Origin of the sequence: Sphingomonas larreae, from assembly GCF_051400595.1 — a bacterium.
In the GTDB taxonomy this organism is placed as follows: Bacteria; Pseudomonadota; Alphaproteobacteria; order Sphingomonadales; family Sphingomonadaceae; genus Sphingomonas.
Window position 1 is genome coordinate 729,045 of sequence record NZ_JBLFFI010000001.1, and the last position, 16,054, is coordinate 745,098.

The 16,054-nt window shown below is 69.3% G+C and carries 17 protein-coding genes and 1 pseudogene; 10 read left to right on the forward strand and 8 right to left on the reverse strand.

Annotated features, from left to right (window positions below; all coding sequences use genetic code 11):
* Positions 1-60: 60 nt before the first annotated feature.
* The 4 genes and pseudogenes from lipB to ACMGDM_RS03245 all read left to right on the forward strand — a co-directional run.
* Complete coding sequence (gene lipB, locus ACMGDM_RS03230; RefSeq protein WP_436802675.1) at positions 61-735, forward strand: lipoyl(octanoyl) transferase LipB; 675 nt, start codon at positions 61-63, stop codon at positions 733-735.
* Between the two features lie 90 nt (positions 736-825).
* Complete coding sequence (locus tag ACMGDM_RS03235; protein ID WP_436802676.1) at positions 826-1,074, forward strand: hypothetical protein; 249 nt, start codon at positions 826-828, stop codon at positions 1,072-1,074.
* Positions 1,075-1,302: 228 nt separating this feature from the next.
* Positions 1,303-1,986 carry a hypothetical protein gene (locus tag ACMGDM_RS03240; RefSeq protein WP_436802677.1) on the forward strand — a complete coding sequence of 228 codons (684 nt, stop codon included), beginning with the start codon at positions 1,303-1,305 and terminating at the stop codon, positions 1,984-1,986.
* A 515-nt stretch (positions 1,987-2,501) separates the two neighbouring features.
* Positions 2,502-2,615 (forward strand): annotated as a pseudogene (locus ACMGDM_RS03245) (PEPxxWA-CTERM sorting domain-containing protein); the annotation flags it as partial.
* Positions 2,616-2,687: 72 nt separating this feature from the next.
* Here ACMGDM_RS03245 and queE read toward each other — a convergent pair.
* The 5 genes from queE to ACMGDM_RS03270 all read right to left on the reverse strand — a co-directional run bounded on the left by queE (position 2,688) and on the right by ACMGDM_RS03270 (position 7,723).
* Entirely contained in the window at positions 2,688-3,320 is a 633-nt protein-coding gene (queE, locus tag ACMGDM_RS03250; RefSeq protein WP_436802678.1) for a 7-carboxy-7-deazaguanine synthase, read from the reverse strand.
* 1 nt (position 3,321) lies between these two features.
* Positions 3,322-4,020 carry a 7-cyano-7-deazaguanine synthase QueC gene (queC, locus tag ACMGDM_RS03255; protein WP_436802679.1) on the reverse strand — a complete coding sequence of 233 codons (699 nt, stop codon included), beginning with the start codon at positions 4,018-4,020 and terminating at the stop codon, positions 3,322-3,324.
* Between the two features lie 337 nt (positions 4,021-4,357).
* A complete protein-coding gene (hslO, locus tag ACMGDM_RS03260; protein ID WP_436802680.1) occupies positions 4,358-5,269 on the reverse strand; it encodes an Hsp33 family molecular chaperone HslO in 912 nt (303 codons plus the stop codon).
* 198 nt (positions 5,270-5,467) lie between these two features.
* Positions 5,468-6,385 (reverse strand): ornithine carbamoyltransferase, encoded by a 918-nt coding sequence (gene argF, locus ACMGDM_RS03265; RefSeq protein WP_436802681.1) that lies wholly within the window; start codon positions 6,383-6,385, stop codon positions 5,468-5,470.
* 144 nt (positions 6,386-6,529) lie between these two features.
* Entirely contained in the window at positions 6,530-7,723 is a 1,194-nt protein-coding gene (locus ACMGDM_RS03270) for an aspartate aminotransferase family protein (protein ID WP_436802682.1), read from the reverse strand.
* Positions 7,724-7,902: 179 nt separating this feature from the next.
* Here ACMGDM_RS03270 and ACMGDM_RS03275 point away from each other — a divergent pair, with 179 nt between their 5' ends.
* From ACMGDM_RS03275 to ACMGDM_RS03300, 6 genes are all read left to right on the forward strand, one after another.
* Positions 7,903-8,838: a DnaJ C-terminal domain-containing protein gene (locus ACMGDM_RS03275; protein WP_436802683.1), complete on the forward strand. Its 936-nt coding sequence runs from the start codon at positions 7,903-7,905 to the stop codon at positions 8,836-8,838.
* A gap of 5 nt (positions 8,839-8,843) precedes the next feature.
* Entirely contained in the window at positions 8,844-9,794 is a 951-nt protein-coding gene (locus ACMGDM_RS03280; protein ID WP_436802684.1) for a YihY/virulence factor BrkB family protein, read from the forward strand.
* Between the two features lie 28 nt (positions 9,795-9,822).
* Positions 9,823-10,614, forward strand: a complete 792-nt coding sequence (gene fabI / locus ACMGDM_RS03285; protein ID WP_436803618.1) for an enoyl-ACP reductase FabI — start codon at positions 9,823-9,825, stop codon at positions 10,612-10,614.
* A complete protein-coding gene (locus ACMGDM_RS03290; protein ID WP_436802685.1) occupies positions 10,607-11,149 on the forward strand; it encodes a GNAT family N-acetyltransferase in 543 nt (180 codons plus the stop codon). The genes fabI and ACMGDM_RS03290 overlap by 8 nt, the downstream gene beginning before the upstream one ends.
* Before the next feature lie 287 nt (positions 11,150-11,436).
* Positions 11,437-12,504: a chorismate synthase gene (aroC, locus tag ACMGDM_RS03295; protein ID WP_436802686.1), complete on the forward strand. Its 1,068-nt coding sequence runs from the start codon at positions 11,437-11,439 to the stop codon at positions 12,502-12,504.
* 81 nt (positions 12,505-12,585) lie between these two features.
* On the forward strand, positions 12,586-13,041 hold the full coding sequence (locus tag ACMGDM_RS03300; protein WP_436802687.1) for a hypothetical protein: 456 nt from the start codon (positions 12,586-12,588) through the stop codon (positions 13,039-13,041).
* A gap of 48 nt (positions 13,042-13,089) precedes the next feature.
* Here ACMGDM_RS03300 and ACMGDM_RS03305 read toward each other — a convergent pair whose 3' ends face one another.
* The 3 genes from ACMGDM_RS03305 to ACMGDM_RS03315 all read right to left on the reverse strand — a co-directional run bounded on the left by ACMGDM_RS03305 (position 13,090) and on the right by ACMGDM_RS03315 (position 15,992).
* Positions 13,090-14,379 carry an adenylosuccinate synthase gene (locus ACMGDM_RS03305; protein ID WP_436802688.1) on the reverse strand — a complete coding sequence of 430 codons (1,290 nt, stop codon included), beginning with the start codon at positions 14,377-14,379 and terminating at the stop codon, positions 13,090-13,092.
* 123 nt (positions 14,380-14,502) lie between these two features.
* Entirely contained in the window at positions 14,503-15,606 is a 1,104-nt protein-coding gene (locus ACMGDM_RS03310; RefSeq protein WP_436802689.1) for an ATP phosphoribosyltransferase regulatory subunit, read from the reverse strand.
* Positions 15,603-15,992 (reverse strand): endonuclease domain-containing protein, encoded by a 390-nt coding sequence (locus ACMGDM_RS03315; RefSeq protein WP_436802690.1) that lies wholly within the window; start codon positions 15,990-15,992, stop codon positions 15,603-15,605. Before ACMGDM_RS03315 ends, ACMGDM_RS03310 begins: the two co-directional genes overlap by 4 nt.
* Positions 15,993-16,054: the final 62 nt, after the last annotated feature.

Below are 16,054 nucleotides of genomic sequence, written 5' to 3' on the forward strand. Positions count from 1 at the left end.
GCCCGCCTAGCGCTCCGCCGGGCGCTTGCCAACCGCGCCGCGGACGCACATCTGGCGCGGATGCACCAGCCGGCGATGATCGAGGACGTGGATTGGCGCGTGTCGCCCGGGCTCACCGATTATGCCGCGGCGCTGGCCGCGATGGAGGCGCGCGCTGCCGCGGTCGCCGCGGGAGAGGCGCGCGAATTGGTGTGGCTGCTCGAACATCCGCCGGTCTACACCGCCGGGACCAGCGCCGATCCGCGCGAGCTGGTCGATCCGCGCTTTCCGGTGGTGCCGGCCGGGCGCGGCGGACGCTACACCTATCACGGCCCCGGCCAGCGCGTCGGTTATCTCATGCTCGACCTGAACAAGCGCGGACGCGATGTGCGCTGCTTCGTCCATGCGCTGGAGGGCTGGCTGATCGCGGCGCTGGCGCGGCTCGACATCGCTGCCTTCCGCGCGCCGGGCCGCGTCGGCATCTGGACGCACGATCACGCCGGCGCCGAGGCCAAGATCGGCGCGATCGGGATCCGGGTGCGGCGCTGGGTGACGCTGCACGGCTTCTCGATCAACCTCGCACCCGACCTGTCGCACTTCGGCGGCATCGTGCCATGCGGGCTGGCGGAGTTCCCGGTCACCAGCGCCGCCGCACTCGGCTCGCCGCACGACGCTGCAACCTTCGACGCCGCGCTAGCGTTAACCGTCGACGCCTTTCTGCAAAGCCTGACTTGCGTCGGTGAAAACGAGGCTTGAGAGGGCGGTCATCTACGATTAATGTCTACGCCGGTTTGGGATAAAAAACGGCCGGGTGGTCGCCTAATCCACAGTCTAGGGAGCAAATTCATGCGTGCAGTCATCACCAAGGTCCTCGGCGGTTCGGCGCTCGTGGCAGCCGCTCTCGCCGTTTCGGCGTGCGGTTCGAAGACCGAGACCAGCGAGAACACCATGATCACCGACATGAACGCCACCGAGGGCATGGACACCATGACCGACAACATGACCGCCGTTGACGGCGCCATGAACGGCGGCATGATGGCGAACGACACCATGGGTAACGACATGATGATGTCGAACATGTCGAACGCGATGTAATCTGCCGCATCCGGCGATTGTGTTGACAAGGGTCGCCCGGGGAACTGGGCGGCCCTTTGTTTTGGCCGGATTACCCTCCCGTCGTTACGCCGCCTCAACAAGCAAGGCGGTGGTTCCCTGTCGCAGCGCCAGACTGAATCTTTCGTACGATGGAATGTTCTTGGGCGATTTACCCGATTTGACGTAAAAGGGTGGCGCGGCCGTAGCCGCGTCGAGGAGTGTTGGGGAATGCAGAAGGTGGGGATCGTCGGCGCATGGGTGGCGCTGGCGGCTGGAGTGTTGGCGGCGGCGCCGGCGTCGGCGCAGTTTTTCTTCAAGTCGAAGGATCTGCACGGCGAACCGATCGTCGGCAACGAGGACGGCATGGGGCATCCGCTGCCGGGGGCGACGCCCGCGGAGCTGCGTGCTGGCGTGGTGTGGAACATGCGCGCCGCGCTCAACGTCGCCGCGCTGCAATGCCAGTTCGAGCCGACGCTGCTGACCGTGCAGAACTACAATGCGATCCTGGCCGATCATCGCGCCGAACTGGCCAGCTCGTTCGACACGCTGGGCAAGTATTTCACGCGCATTGCCAAGACCAAGAAGGAAGGTCAGTCCGCGCTCGATCAATTCGGCACCCGCACCTATGCCGGTTTCGCTACCGTGGCGGCGCAGTTCAACTTCTGCGCCACCGCAGCGAGCATCGGTCGCGACGCGCTCTATGCGCCGCGCGGCGGCTTCGGCACCGTTGCGGTGGCGCGGATGCGCGAGCTGCGCAACAGCCTGAAGCCATATGGCGAGCAGCAATTCCCATCACTCCAGGTGTTGCCCGCGACGCTGCCCCGCTTCGACGAGGCTTGCTGGAAGAAGGGCCTGTTCATGGAGCAGAAGTGCGGCGCGCCCCTCACCCCGATGGTGTACGCAGCGCGGTGAGGCGCGAGGGCGCCGGGCAGGCGCCCCTCCCGCCAAAGCAACCTTCGACGGAGCCGGCGCGTGGCGGCGCTTCCGCCGCGCTGTGCCCGGGCGGTGAACGGGTGCGGGGACTGATTGCCGAGCCGCTGGTGCAGGCTTGTCGCTTCGACACCGGTGGATCGTCGCACTCCCCCGCGTCGGCGGTGGCGAGGTAGGGACGGCGGCGCAACGCGGCCTTACCATGATTCAAGAAGAACATGCCGCCGTGATCGGATGATGCGGCCTTGCTCCTGTCCACGGCCTCTGCTGCGCGGAAACGTCAACCTCTCGTCTTCGTTGAACTTTGCGTTCCGCTCCGTTGACTGGTCACGTTCTCGTTCAAAAGAAAGGCGAACGACCGCGCCCCGCGGCTCGCCTCCTGCTCTTGCCAGACACCGGCACAGACAAGGCTCTTTCCAAGTCGCTATGCTATGCGCGTTGAAGATCGTTTCGATTACGAACTCGGGCGAGCACCACGCTTGCTTCGACATGATGAGGTGCTCAGCGCCGTGCCCGAGCCCGGCACCTGGGCGATGATGCTGATCGGCTTCGCGCTGATCGGCGTCCCGGTGCGCTCGCGGCGACGCGAGGCGCCGGGGGCGGTCGTCTGAGCGACATGGAGACGGGGGTCGTCGGCTTCTCGCCGGCGACGCGACGTCCCGCGCGCTGCTGCGCTTGCCGAGCTAGCGCAGACCCAGCATCTTATGCGTCTGCAGCGACAGCCGCCAGCGCGGGCGCTCCATCACCAGCGCCATTGCCGCGGCGACATTCTCCTCCGCCCGCGCGTCGTCGAGCGGCTGGAGCAGAAAGTGGCGGAAGTCCCAGCCCTGCACCGCGTCCAGGTCGGTGCCGGCCTGCGGCCAGACGAGCTTCAGCTCGTCGCCCGAACGCTGCACCGTGTCGCTCCCGGCCTTGGGGCTGATGCACACCCAGTCGATGCCGGGATGAACGGGCAGCGTTCCGTTGCTCTCGATCGCGATCTCGAAGCCCGCAGCGTGGAAGGCGTCGATGACGGCGTCGTCGACCTGGAGCATCGGCTCGCCCCCGGTCAGCACGACGAAGCGCCGCTCCCGGTCCGTGCCCCAAAAGCCCTCCGCCGCCGCCACCAGCGCGGCGGCGTCGGCGAACCGCCCGCCGCCGGCGCCATCGGTGCCGACGAAATCGGTGTCGCAGAAGCGGCATACCGCGCGCGCGCGGTCCTGCTCGCGCCCGGTCCAGAGATTGCAGCCGGCGAACCGCACGAACACCGCACGCCGGCCCGCCTGCACGCCCTCGCCCTGGAGCGTCAGGAACATTTCTTTGACGGCGTAGCTCATGTCAGTCGACCGGCGGGGTCACCGCATAGCGGGTCGGATCGGTCACCCCGGCCTCGACGAAGCCCTTGTGGCGCAGGCGACAGCTGTCGCAGCGCCCGCAATGCAGCTCGCCCGGCGCGGGATCGTAGCACGACCAGCTCATCCCCATGTCGAGCCCGAGCCGCGCGCCCGCGCGCACGATATCGGCCTTGGTCATGTGCTGGAGCGGCGCCTGGAAGCGGAACGGCTGGCCCTCGACGCCGGCCTTGGTGGCGAGTTCGGCGAGCCGCTCATAAGCGGCGATGAACTCGGGCCGGCAATCCGGATAGCCGGAGTAGTCGAGCGCGTTGACGCCAAGATAGATGTCCCGCGCGCCCGCCGCCTCGGCCCAGCCCAGCGCCAGGCTGAGAAAGATCGTGTTGCGGGCGGGCACGTAGGTGACGGGAATGGTGCCGTCCACGCCGCCCTTGGGCACGTCGATGGCGCGATCGGTCAGTGCCGAGCCGCCGAAGGCCGAAAGGTCGATCGGCAACAGGACGTGCCGCGTCGCGCCGAGCGCATGCGCGATCCGCCGCGCCGCCGCCAGCTCGACCTGATGGCGCTGGTTATAGTCGATCGAGAGCGCGAACAACGGGTGGCCCGCCTCGCGCGCGAGCGCGGCGGACACCAGGGAGTCGAGCCCGCCCGAGACGAGCACGACCGCGGGAGTCGATTGGGTCATGATGCGGCGCGGGCTAGGCCTTCGCGCGCACGAGCGCAAGAAAAAGGGCCGCCCGAGGGCGGCCCGTAAGGTGCTTGGTGTCAAGCTAGGGAGAGAGCGTGCCGCATCACCAGCACGAGGACGCTTATGGGGGATGAAGGTTAAGGTCGGACTAACGGTGATGCCCCTCCTACCGATCGCCGTCTTCTCCCCTTCCGTTCGGCTCGGGTAGCGATCGAACCTCTCGGGAGCGCGTCGCGAGAGCGCGCCGCCTCCGACTCCTCCTCGATATGCGGTCGCGGCAAGCCTGAGGGCCACTTGAAGCGAACGGAATGGGGTCGCGGCGCAGGAGCCGCCCTCAACCCACCAGTTCGTCCGCGCGCACCGGAAAGCTGGTCGAGCAAAAGGCGCAGTCCACCCCGATCACGCCCGATTCGTCCGCCATCGCGAGCCGCTCCTCCAGCGGGAAGCGCGCGAGCACCGAGCGGATATAGTCGACATCGCAGCGGCAGCCCTTCACCAGCGGCTGCCCGGCGAGCACGCGCACCTCGGCCTCCTCGTTGAACAACCGCCACACCAACGTCTCCAGCGGCACGTCCACATCGGCGAGTTCGTCGCCGCCCATCGTCTGGCCGAGCGCCTCGATATGCTCCCACTCGGGGTGATCGAGCTTGGTGTGGAGCCGCTCGCGCCCTTCCTCGCCCTCGGGCAGGTGCTGGAGCAGCAGACCGCCCGCGACACAGCGCCCGTCCGCGCTCTTGCGCATGCCGACGCGCACCAAGGTCGGGATCTGCTCGGACTGGTAGAAATAGCTCTGCGCCGCCTCGCTCAGCGTGTCGCCGTCGAGCGGGACGATGCCCTGGTAGCGCTCGCCGGTGGTGGCGAGATCAAAGGTGATCGCGAGATAGCCCTTGCCGAACAGCGCGAACAGCGACGGCTCCGCGGGCGCGGCGGCGAGCCGGTCGGCGTCATACTGGATGTAGCCGCGCACTTCGCCGGCGCGATAGTCGCACACCAGCAGCGTGACCACGCCCGCCTCGGTCTGCGTCTGCATCGTCAGCTGCCCCTGCGGATCCTTGAGCGTGCTGCCGATCAGCGCGGTGAGCGTCAGCGCCTCCGCGAGCAGCTTCTCGATCGCGGGCGGATAGGCGTGCGCGGCCAGGATGGTGTCGAGCGTCGGCCCGAGCCGCACCACGCGCCCGCGCGCGTGCCGCGCCGGGATGGTGAAGCCGAGCGCGCGGTCGAGGTCGGGAGCGGTCGTGTCGGTCAAGGCTGCCTCGTACTGACGAGTGATGCGACTGGCTCACCGCCCTGTCGTCACCCCGGACTTGTTCCGGGGTCCATCGTTCCGCGAACGCCGCGGCCGGTAGCGTTCGCGGCGCCATGGATGCCGGGTCAAGCCCGGCTTGACGGAGAGCGGAGAGTAGGCGGTCTAGTCCCGACTATCTGGGAAGTCGCGCGCCCGCGATCAACCGATCTGGCCGAAGCACCAGCGCAGCACCGATTTCTGCGCGTGGAGCCGGTTCTCCGCTTCCTGCCAGATCAGCGACTGCGGCCCGTCGATCACCTCGGGCGTGACCTCCTCGCCGCGATGCGCGGGGAGGCAGTGGAGGAAGGCGGCGCCGGGCTTGGCCGCCGCCATCAGCGCGGCGTCGACCTGATAAGGCATCATCGCGCGCAGCTTGGTCTCGGCCTGCGCCTGGCCCATCGAGATCCACGTGTCGGTGACGACCACGTCGGCATTGGCCACCGCCTCGCGCGGGTCGGCAACGACGCGCGCGCGGCCCGAGGCGCGGACGATCGCCTCCTCCTCGGGCTGGAACCCCTGCGGGCACGCCGCGACCACGTCGAAGTGGAGCAGCGCCGCCGCCTCGACAATCGAGGCGAGCACGTTGTTGCCGTCGCCCAGCCAGGCGACCTTGAGCCCAGGCAGCTGGCGCCCGCTCTCCACGATGGTGAGCAGGTCCGCCATGATCTGGCACGGGTGCGATTCGTCGGTGAGGCCGTTGATCACGGGCACGCTGGCGTGCACCGCCATCTCTTCCAGCTTGGCGTGATCATCGGTGCGGATCATGATCGCATCGACATAGCCCGACAGCACGCGCGCGGTGTCCGCCACCGTCTCGCCGCGGCCGAGCTGCATCTGCCCCGCCTCCATCACGATCGACTGGCCGCCGAGCTGGCGGATCGCCATATCGAAGCTGACGCGGGTGCGCGTCGAGTTCTTCTCGAAGATCATCGCCAGCACGCGGCCGGCGAGCGGCGCATCGGCGTCGGCGCGGCCCTTGGGCCAGCCCGCGCGCGCCTGTTTGCGCTCGAGCGCATCGGCCAGCATGGCGGCGATCGCGTCGCCACCGGCGTCGCTGAGGCTCAGGAAATGGCGCATGTCACTTCTCCGCGGTATGGGAGAGGCCGCTCGATCAGCGACAGATGGAGGAACCTCCACCAGCGCTGTCGTTCACGGAGCTCCCCCTCCACCACCACGCTGGCGCGTAGCGGTTCCCCTCCCCGCGAGCGGGGAGGATTGCTCCTACTCGTCGGCCACCGGAACGTAGACCCGCGCGGCCTCGCTCAGCTTTTCGACGCACTCGGCGATATGGCTCTCGTCGATCACCAGCGGCGGCAGCACGCGGACGACATTCTCGCCCGCCGCCACCAGCAGCAGCCCGTGCTGGTCGCGGCAGTGCGCGACGAAGCGGCGGCTGTCGCTCTTCAGCTTGAGGCCGAGCATCAGTCCATGGCCGCGGACATGGTCGAACAGGTGATCGTGGTTGGGGATCAGCTGCTCGAGGGACGAGCGAAGCCGCTCGCCCATCCGCGCCACCTGATCGAGGAAGCCCTCCTCCAGGATCACGTCGAGCACCGCCTCGCCCGCCGCCATCGCCAGCGGGTTGCCGCCATAGGTGGACCCGTGCGTGCCGAACACCATGCCCTTGGCCGCCTCGGCGGTGGCAAGACAGGCGCCGAGCGGGAAGCCGCCGCCGATCCCCTTGGCCACCGCCATGATGTCGGGCGTGATACCGTACAGCTCGTGCGCGAAGAACTTGCCGGTGCGGCCGTATCCCGCCTGCACCTCGTCGAGCACCAGCAGCAGCCCGTGCTCGTCGCACGCCGCGCGGAGGCCGCGGAGGAACTCCTCCGACGCGGGGCGAATGCCGCCCTCGCCCTGGATCGGCTCGACCAGGAAGCCGGCGCTATGCTCGTCGATCAGCGCGAGCGCGCCCGCCAGGTCGTTGAACGTCGCGTACTTGAAGCCGGGCAGCAGCGGCTCGAAGCCGTCGCGCATCTTGGCCTGGTTGGTCGCCGAGATCGCGCCAAGCGTGCGGCCGTGAAAGGCGGTGTCGAAGGTGATCAGGTCGTGCCGCTGCGGGTTGGCATTGGCATAATGATAGCGCCGCGCGGTCTTGATCGCGCACTCCACCGCCTCCGCGCCCGAGTTGGTGAAGAACACCGTGTCCGCGAAGGTGTGATCGACCAGCCGCTGCGCGAGATGCTCGCCCTGCGGGCTGCCATACAGGTTGCTGGTGTGCATCAGCGTCGCGGCCTGATCCGCGATCGCCTTGACCAGCTTGGGATGCCCGTGGCCGAGCGCGTTGACCGCGATGCCGCTGGCGAAATCGAGATACTGCTCGCCGTCCTCGCCGTAGAGATAGACGCCCTCGCCTCGCACCGGGCGCACGCCGCACCGCGGATAGACGGGCATCAGCGCAGGGGTGGACGACACGGGGCCTTCTCCTCGGAAAGAACAAGGGCGGCCCGCTCGGACCGCCCCGAGGCCAGCTTGTACGGTGGCCCGCCGCGGCGGGTCAACACCGCGCGAGGGACGGGCGCGCGTCGCCACGGCGATTGCGATCGGCGCGCGACTATCCCACATAGGGAGGTAACACACCATTTGGGGAATCCATGGCCGATCCATATGCGACGCTGGGCGTGGCGCGCGGCGCCAGCGAGGCGGACATCAAGAAAGCCTATCGCAAGCTGGCGAAGGAGCTGCATCCCGACCGCAACCAAGACAATCCCAAGGCGGCGGAGCGGTTCGGCAAGGTCACCAGCGCCTATGATCTGCTGACCGACAAGGACAAGCGCGCGCGCTACGACCGCGGCGAGATCGACGGCGACGGCAACCCCACCGCCCCCTTCGGCTATGGCGCCGGCGGCGCGCGCCCGGGTGGCGCGGGCGGGTTCCGCTCACAGCAGTTCGACACGGGCGGCGAGGCGCCCGACATGTCCGATATCTTCGAGGGCCTGTTCGGCGGACGTGCCGGCGGCGCCGGCGGCTTTGCCAGCGGCTTCGGCCGGCGCAACGCCGGGCCGCCGCCGAAAGGTGGCAACGTCGCCTATCGCCTGCAGGTGCCGTTCGCCGACGCCGCCGCGCTCGCGCCGCAGCGCGTGACGCTCGCCGACGGCAGCACGATCGATCTCAAGCTTCCTGCGGGTGTCGATACCGGCACGCAGATGCGCCTTTCGGGCAAGGGCGACCCCGGCGCGGGCGGCCCGGGCGACGCGATCGTGACGATCGAGGTGCAGCCGCACCGCTTCTTTACCCGCGATGGCGATGACGTGCGGCTCGACCTGCCGGTGACGCTCAAGGAGGCGGTGGAGGGCGGTGCGGTCAAGGTGCCCACCGTCGACAAGCCGGTCATGCTCACCGTCCCCGCCGGATCGACCTCGGGCAAGACGTTGCGCCTGAAAGGCAAGGGCTTCCACCGCAAAGCCGGGGGGCGCGGCGATCAGCTCGTCCGGCTGGTGATCGACGTGCCCGCGGATGACGCGGCGCTGAAATCCTTCGTCGCGGGCTGGGCCGGCGCGGGGAACCCGCGCGCCAACATGGGCGTCTGATTTGGGTGACGGACGCCCCTCTTTCGCTCACGCCTGAGGACCGCGCACGCCATCACGGCGCCGCGCGGCGCCGGCTCGACCGCCAGCTCGCGCGCGTCCGCCCCGGCAGCTACAGCTGGGAAGTGCTCAAGCGTAGCGCGGTCGGCGTCTACACCGATGGCTTCATCCACGCCGGGAACCTCGCCTACCTCGCGTTAATGACGGTATTCCCGTTCTTCATCGTCGCCACCGCGATCGCCTCGTTGTTCGGACAGACCGATGAGGTGCAGCGCGCGGTCTCCAGCTTCCTTTCGGTGTTGCCGCGCGACGTGGCGACGATCCTGCGCGAGCCGATCCACAACGTGCTCCAGGCGCGCACCGGATCGCTGCTCTGGTTCGGCGCGCTGGTCGGGTTGTGGACGGTCGGCAGCTTCGCCGAGACGATCCGCGACATCTTCCGCCGCGCCTATGGCACGCGCTCGTCGCAGTCGCTGTGGCGCGCGCGGCTGGGGCTCAGCGTCGCGATCATCGGCTCGGTGGTGATCGCGCTGTTCTCCTTCCTGGTGCAGGGTCTGCTGATCGCGGCCGAGCAGTTCATCTATCGCCTCCTCCCGTTCGCGCAGCATGTCGCCGACTGGCTCAACCTCGCGCGCCTGATCCCGGCCGCGGTGATGTTCGGTGCGCTCTACATGCTGTTCTACTCGGTTACGCCCGGCCGCTATCGCCGCAGCGACAGCAGGAAATGGCCGGGAGCATTGTTCACCACTTTGTGGTGGGTCAGCATGACGGCGGGCCTTCCCTGGGCGCTCTCGCAGCTCGGCGGCTATGACCTCACCTATGGCAGCCTGGCCGGGGTGGTGGTGATGCTGCTGTTCTTCTATCTGATCGGCCTCGGCCTGGTGTTCGGCGCGCACCTCAACGCGGCACTGGCGGAGCCGCCTGATGCGGTTGTAGAGGGGGCCGAACAAGGTGAATGATGAACAGGGTAAGGGCGTGAACGGATTGATGGCGGGCAAGCGCGGGCTCATCATGGGGCTCGCCAACGACAAGTCGCTGGCCTGGGGGATCGCCAAGCAGCTCAGCGAGGCAGGGGCCGAGCTGGCCTTCTCCTACCAGGGCGCAGCGATGGAGAAGCGCGTCCGCCCGCTCGCCGAGCAGCTCGGCGTGGCGCGGCTGTTCGATTGCGACGTGTCTGACATGACCGCGCTGGACGCCACTTTCGCCGCGCTGGCGCAGGAATGGCCAACGATCGACTTCGTCGTCCACGCCATCGGCTTTTCCGACAAGTCGCAGCTGCGCGGCCGCTATTATGACACCACGCTCGACAATTTCCTCATGACGATGAACGTCTCCGCTTACTCGCTGGTGGCGGTGGCGCAGCGTGCGCGCGCGATGATGCCCGAAGGCGGCGCGATCCTGACGCTGACCTATTACGGCGCCGAGAAGGTGATCCCGCATTACAACGTGATGGGCGTGGCCAAGGCGGCACTGGAGACGAGCGTGAAATATCTCGCGGTCGATCTCGGGCCGGACAATATCCGCATCAACGCCATCTCGGCGGGGCCGATCCAGACGCTGGCGGCGCGCGGCATCGGCGATTTCAACTACATTCTGAAGTGGAACGAGCTGAACTCGCCGCTGCGCCGCACCGTGACGATCGAGGACGTGGGCGGCGCCGGCCTCTATCTGTTGAGCGGCCTCGCCAGCGGGGTGACCGGCGAGATCCACCATGTCGATGCCGGTTACAACGTGATCGGGATGAAGGCGGAGGACGCACCGGATATCGCGCTTGCCTGAGGCGGACGCCTCGGCCGAGCTGATCGTCCGCCCCGCGCGGGGCGAGGACGTGGCAGGGATCGATGCGCTGCTGCGCAGCTGCTTCGCGCGCACCGACGAGGCGGATCTCGTGCGCCGCCTGTGCATCGAAGGCGCGATGGTGCTGATGATGGCCGCGGCCGAAGCGGACAGCGGCGCGATCGTGGGTGCGGTGGCATTCAGCCGCATGGCGGTGACGGTCAACGACCAGGACGTGCCCGCGGTGGCGCTGGCACCGCTCGCGGTGGCGCCGGCCTATCGTCGTCGCGGCGTGGGCGAAGCGTTAGTCCAGGCCGGGCTCGAGCGGCTCGAGGCGGAGCGGGTGGTGCTGTGCTTCGTGCTGGGCGACCCGAATTATTACCGCCGGTTCGGGTTTCACGAGGATTATGCGCGTCATTTCGCGTCGCCCTATGCGGGCGAGCATCTGCTGGCGTTGCCGCTCCAGGGCGGGCTCATGCCGTGCGGCGTCCGCGGCGACGCGCGCCACGCCGATGCCTTCGCGCTGCTCGGCGAATAGTGAGCGGGGGCAGCCGCGGCTTTCCGGTGACGAGCGCTCGCCGCGGTGAGCCGCCGCGGCGAACGCCGGGGCCCGGTTGAGAAAAGCTTCGTGGGTCTCACATACGTGCCCCAACCGAATGCCGGCGTTCGCCGGGGTGGCGCGTGAGTACAAGGCGACCTCATGCGCCTCTGTCCTAACCCTCCCGCATCTGGCACAGCGCACGCCATGTCCCCCGCCGGCCGCCCGCGAAGGTTGAACGCTGACCCGCGCGCGTCTCAACTTTCTCAACATTCGGACCCTCGCGCATGAGCTACAACACCTTCGGCCGCGTGTTCCGCTTCACCACCTGGGGCGAGAGCCATGGGCCGGCGCTGGGCGCGGTGGTGGACGGCTGTCCGCCCGGGATCGCGCTCAGCGAGGCGGACATCCAGCCGTGGCTCGAGCGCCGTCGCCCGGGCCAGTCGCGCTTCACCACGCAGCGGCGCGAACCCGACCAGGTGCGCATCCTGTCCGGCGTGTTCGAGGGGCGCACCACCGGCACGCCGATCAGCCTGATGATCGAGAACGTGGATCAGCGTTCGAAGGATTATGGCGAGGTGGCGCTCGCCTATCGTCCCGGCCACGCCGATTACGCCTATGACGCCAAATACGGCGTCCGCGACTATCGGGGCGGCGGGCGCTCGTCCGCGCGCGAGACCGCGGCGCGGGTTGCGGCCGGAGGCGTGGCGCGGCTGGTGGTGCCGCAGGTACGCGTCCGCGCCTGGGTCGAGGCGATCGGCGGCGACGGGATCGACCCGGCCGCGTTTGACGACGCCGCGATCGACGCCAATCCCTTCTTCTGCCCCGATCCCGCCGCCGCGGCGCGCTGGGAGGAGAAGATCGATGCCGCGCGCAAGGCGGGTTCGTCGCTCGGCGCGGTGGTGGTGTGCGAGGCCACCGGCGTGCCGGCTGGCTGGGGCGCGCCGCTCTACGCCAAGCTCGACAGCGAGCTGGCCGCCGCCTGCATGTCGATCAACGCGGTGAAGGGCGTGGAGATCGGCGATGGCTTCGCCGCGGCGGCGCTCTCGGGTGAGCAGAACGCGGACGCGATGCGCCCGGGCGCCGACGGTCCCGCCTTCCTCGCCAACCACGCCGGCGGGATCGCAGGCGGGATCGCGACCGGCCAGCCGGTTCGCGTGCGCGTCGCGTTCAAACCGACCAGCTCGATCCTCACGCCGGTCGAGACCATCACGCGCGAGGGCAGCGCAACCGAGATCGCCACCAGGGGCCGCCACGACCCCTGCGTCGGCATTCGCGGCGTCCCGGTGGTGGAGGCGATGGTGGCGCTGGTGCTCGCCGACCAGGCCTTGCTTCACCGCGCACAATGTGGCTAAGTTAGTTAATTAAGGGCTATTGTGCCCGGAACACCTGCTTCGTGCGGCTCGTTGTGAGCGGACACTGAAGGAGAGGTTCTCATGCGCATTCTCGTGATCGCGGCCGCTGCCGCACTCGCCCTGCCCGCCGTCACCTCGGCCCAGACCACGGGCGGCACCGGCGGTGGCGCGGGTACCGGCGGCGGCATGGGCACCGGCATGGGCCAGTCCGGCTCGATGGGCCAGTCCGGCACGATGGGTCAGTCCGGCACGATGGGTCAGTCCGGCACGATGGGCACCACGCAGCAGCCCGGCTCGACCGGCACGTCGACGCAGGGCACGTCGTCCGACACGATGTCGACGACTTCGCCGCGCTCGACCAACCGCTCGTCGCGCCATCGCTCGAGCGGCACCCATTCGGGCACCAGCGGCAGCACCAATCCGGATCCGACGACCCAGACGATGAACCCGGACCCGACGGTCAACCCGACGTCGCAGAACAACCCGCGCACGACCGGCGCCGACCCGACGGCGACGTCGCCGCAGTCGCCGCAATAACACTGATCGCCTTGGCCCCCGCGCTCCGGCGCGGGGACCGAGCGCGTCTCAGTCGGCGAACGGATCGCGCACGAGGATCGTGTCCGCGCGTTCGGGGCTGGTCGACACCAGCGCCACCGGGCAGCGGATCAGCTCCTCGATGCGCTTGATGTACTTGATCGCCTGCGCCGGCAGATCCGCCCAGCTCCGCGCCCCGGCGGTAGAGCCCTGCCAGCCGTCGACCGTTTCATAGATCGGCTCGACCAAAGCCTGGTCCGCCGCATGAGCCGGGAAATAGTCGATCACCTCGTCGCGCAGCCGGTAACCGGTACAGATCCGCACCTCGTCGAAGCCGTCGAGCACATCGATCTTCGTCAGCGCGATGCCGGTGATCCCGCCCACTGCCGCCGACTGGCGCACCAGCACCGCGTCGAACCAGCCGCAGCGCCGCTTGCGCCCGGTCACTGTGCCGAATTCATGCCCGCGCGTGCCGAGCCGCTCGCCGGTCTCGTCCTCGAGCTCGGTTGGGAACGGCCCCGAGCCCACGCGCGTGGTGTAGGCCTTGGCGATCCCCAGCACGAAGCCGACCGCCGCCGGCCCCAGCCCCGACCCGCCCGCCGCGGTGCCGGCAATCGTGTTCGACGAGGTGACGAACGGATAGGTGCCGTGGTCGATGTCGAGCAGCACGCCCTGCGCACCCTCGAACAGGATGCGCTTGCCGGCTTCCTTGGCGGCGTTGAGGTCGCGCCACACCGGCTTGGCGAAGGGCAGCACGAAACCCGCGATGGCGCGCAGCTCGGCGACCAGCGCGTCACGATCGATCGGCGCCTCGCCGAAACCGGCGCGCAGCGCGTCGTGGTGCGCGGTGAGCCGATCGAGCTGCGGCCCGAGATCGTCGAGATGCGCCAGGTCGCAGACGCGGATGGCGCGGCGACCGATCTTGTCCTCATACGCCGGGCCGATGCCGCGCCGCGTCGTGCCGATCTTGCCCGCCCCGCTCGCGTCCTCGCGCATGCCGTCGAGATCGCGGTGAAACGGCAGGATCAGCGCGCAATTGTCCGCGATCCGCAGCGTCTCGGGCGTCGCAACGACGCCCTGCGCCGCCAGCCGCTCGATCTCCGCCTTGAGCGCCCAGGGATCGAGCACCACGCCGTTGCCGATCACCGAGGGCGTGCCGCGTACGATCCCGGAGGGCAGCAGCGAGAGCTTGTAGGTGGCGTCACCGACGACGAGCGTGTGGCCGGCGTTGTGCCCGCCCTGGAAGCGCACGACGACATCGGCGCGCTCGGCGAGCCAGTCGACGATCTTGCCCTTGCCCTCGTCGCCCCATTGTGCGCCGATGACTGCTACGTTGGCCATGGATACAGGTCTCCGCCTGCCGGGCGAACCCGCGCGCCCTTCGACAGGACTCGGCGCGCGAGTGGTTCAGCGATGTCGGTGGCGCGGGTAGCGGCGGGGGTCCGCCGCGTCAACCGCGCCGCCTCAGTCGAGCGCGCGCGCCGCGCCCTCCGCGTAGAAATGGGTGCAGACCTGCGCTTCGGGCGTGTCGCCAGGCTCAAGCGCGGCGACGGTCACCCACCCCTGCGCGCGCATCGCGGCGCCGTCGCTCGCGGGCGTGCCGAACGGCAGGAACAGGCGGCGCCGCTCGATCGCGGGCGGGTCGCCGATCAGCCGGTCCGCGAACAGCGAGAAGCCGGTCGCTGCCTCTTCCGCGCCGCCCTCATGCATCACCGTGTACGTGCCGCCGCGCCCGACCTCGCTTGAGGCGCCGGGCGCGAAGAGCGAAAAACCGAGCCACGTCTGATATTCGAAGCCATGCCGCTCGGTCGGGTCGAGCGTCAGCACCGCACGGCCGTCGACCGCACGCGCGAGCGTGGCGAGTGCGTCGAGCCGCGACGTCAGCGCGCCGTCGCGATCGAAGGCGCGCAGCCGCGCCATCGCCTGGTCGAACGGCCCGGCCGCGGTGACGAGCGGGAGATAGTCCGGCGCCAGCGCCGCGACCGCCCCCGCGTCCTTGGCGTCGAGCCGCTGGCGCAGCGTGTCGAGCGTGTCCGCCGCGACCGGCAGCGGCCCGGCGGCGAGCGTGTCGACCAGATCGGGCAAGGTGAAATCGAGCGATGGCGTCGCGATCCCCGCCGCTGCGACCGCCTCGATCGCCACGGTCACCACCTCCTGCGCCGCAGCGACCGTGTCGAGCCCGAACAGCTCGGCGCCGATCTGGCGCGTCTCGCGCGCGGGAGCGAGCTGGCTGGCGCGCAGCTTGAGCACCGCGCCGGCATAGCTCAGCCGCACCGGGCGCGGGTGATGCGCCATCCGGGTCGCGGCGATCCGCGCCACCTGCGCGGTGAGATCCGGACGGATCGCAAGCGTGCGCTGCGACACCGGATCGACGAAGCGCACCGCATCCTGCAGCCCGCCCGCCTTGAGCCGCGAGCCGAGCCCGTCGGCGAACTCGGCCAGCGGCGGGTCGACGCGCTCATAGCCATGCGCATGGATCGCGGCGAGCACGCGCGCCTCGAGCAGCGCGGCCGCGTCGGCGACGGGGGGCAAACGGTCGCGGAGACCTTCGGGGAGGAGAGCGGTCATGCGCGCTGCTCCCTCTCCCCAACGGGGAGCGGGCCGGGGTGAGGGGCCGCGGCAAGCGCGACGCCAAGGTGAAGCAACACGCCATCTAGGTTCATCATCACGTCCGCACTGGTGCAGCGGAGCACCCGATAGCCGCGCGCCTCAAGCCATGCTGTCCGCTTCTCGCCGCGGGATTGATCATTGTGCGTGTCGCCGTCAACCTCGACGATCAGCCGGTGCGATCGAGCCGCGAAATCCACGATGTACGCGCCGACCATGACCTGCGGCGCGAACTTGACCTTGACGAAGCGCCGGTTGCACGGCGCGCGCCAGAGGCGCGTCTCGCGCCCGGTCATCTCGCGACGGAGGCGGCGGGCGCGATCTTTCAGCAGCGGGTCTGTTTGCATGGGAAGCCACCTCGCCGGGCCCCACCGTCCGGGGCATCCCCCTCAATCAACCCTCTCCCCTC

Coding starts and splice junctions, on each gene's coding strand:
- queC (WP_436802679.1), bottom strand. CDS start 4,020: ATGACCCAATCGACTCCCGCGGTCGTGCTCGTCTCGGGCGGGCTCGAC.
- ACMGDM_RS03235 (WP_436802676.1), top strand. CDS start 826: ATGCGTGCAGTCATCACCAAGGTCCTCGGCGGTTCGGCGCTCGTGGCA.
- argF (WP_436802681.1), bottom strand. CDS start 6,385: ATGCGCCATTTCCTGAGCCTCAGCGACGCCGGTGGCGACGCGATCGCC.
- ACMGDM_RS03305 (WP_436802688.1), bottom strand. CDS start 14,379: ATGGCCAACGTAGCAGTCATCGGCGCACAATGGGGCGACGAGGGCAAG.
- ACMGDM_RS03300 (WP_436802687.1), top strand. CDS start 12,586: ATGCGCATTCTCGTGATCGCGGCCGCTGCCGCACTCGCCCTGCCCGCC.
- ACMGDM_RS03310 (WP_436802689.1), bottom strand. CDS start 15,606: ATGACCGCTCTCCTCCCCGAAGGTCTCCGCGACCGTTTGCCCCCCGTC.
- aroC (WP_436802686.1), top strand. CDS start 11,437: ATGAGCTACAACACCTTCGGCCGCGTGTTCCGCTTCACCACCTGGGGC.
- lipB (WP_436802675.1), top strand. CDS start 61: ATGCACCAGCCGGCGATGATCGAGGACGTGGATTGGCGCGTGTCGCCC.
- ACMGDM_RS03315 (WP_436802690.1), bottom strand. CDS start 15,992: ATGCAAACAGACCCGCTGCTGAAAGATCGCGCCCGCCGCCTCCGTCGC.
- queE (WP_436802678.1), bottom strand. CDS start 3,320: ATGAGCTACGCCGTCAAAGAAATGTTCCTGACGCTCCAGGGCGAGGGC.
- fabI (WP_436803618.1), top strand. CDS start 9,823: ATGGCGGGCAAGCGCGGGCTCATCATGGGGCTCGCCAACGACAAGTCG.
- ACMGDM_RS03240 (WP_436802677.1), top strand. CDS start 1,303: ATGCAGAAGGTGGGGATCGTCGGCGCATGGGTGGCGCTGGCGGCTGGA.
- ACMGDM_RS03275 (WP_436802683.1), top strand. CDS start 7,903: ATGGCCGATCCATATGCGACGCTGGGCGTGGCGCGCGGCGCCAGCGAG.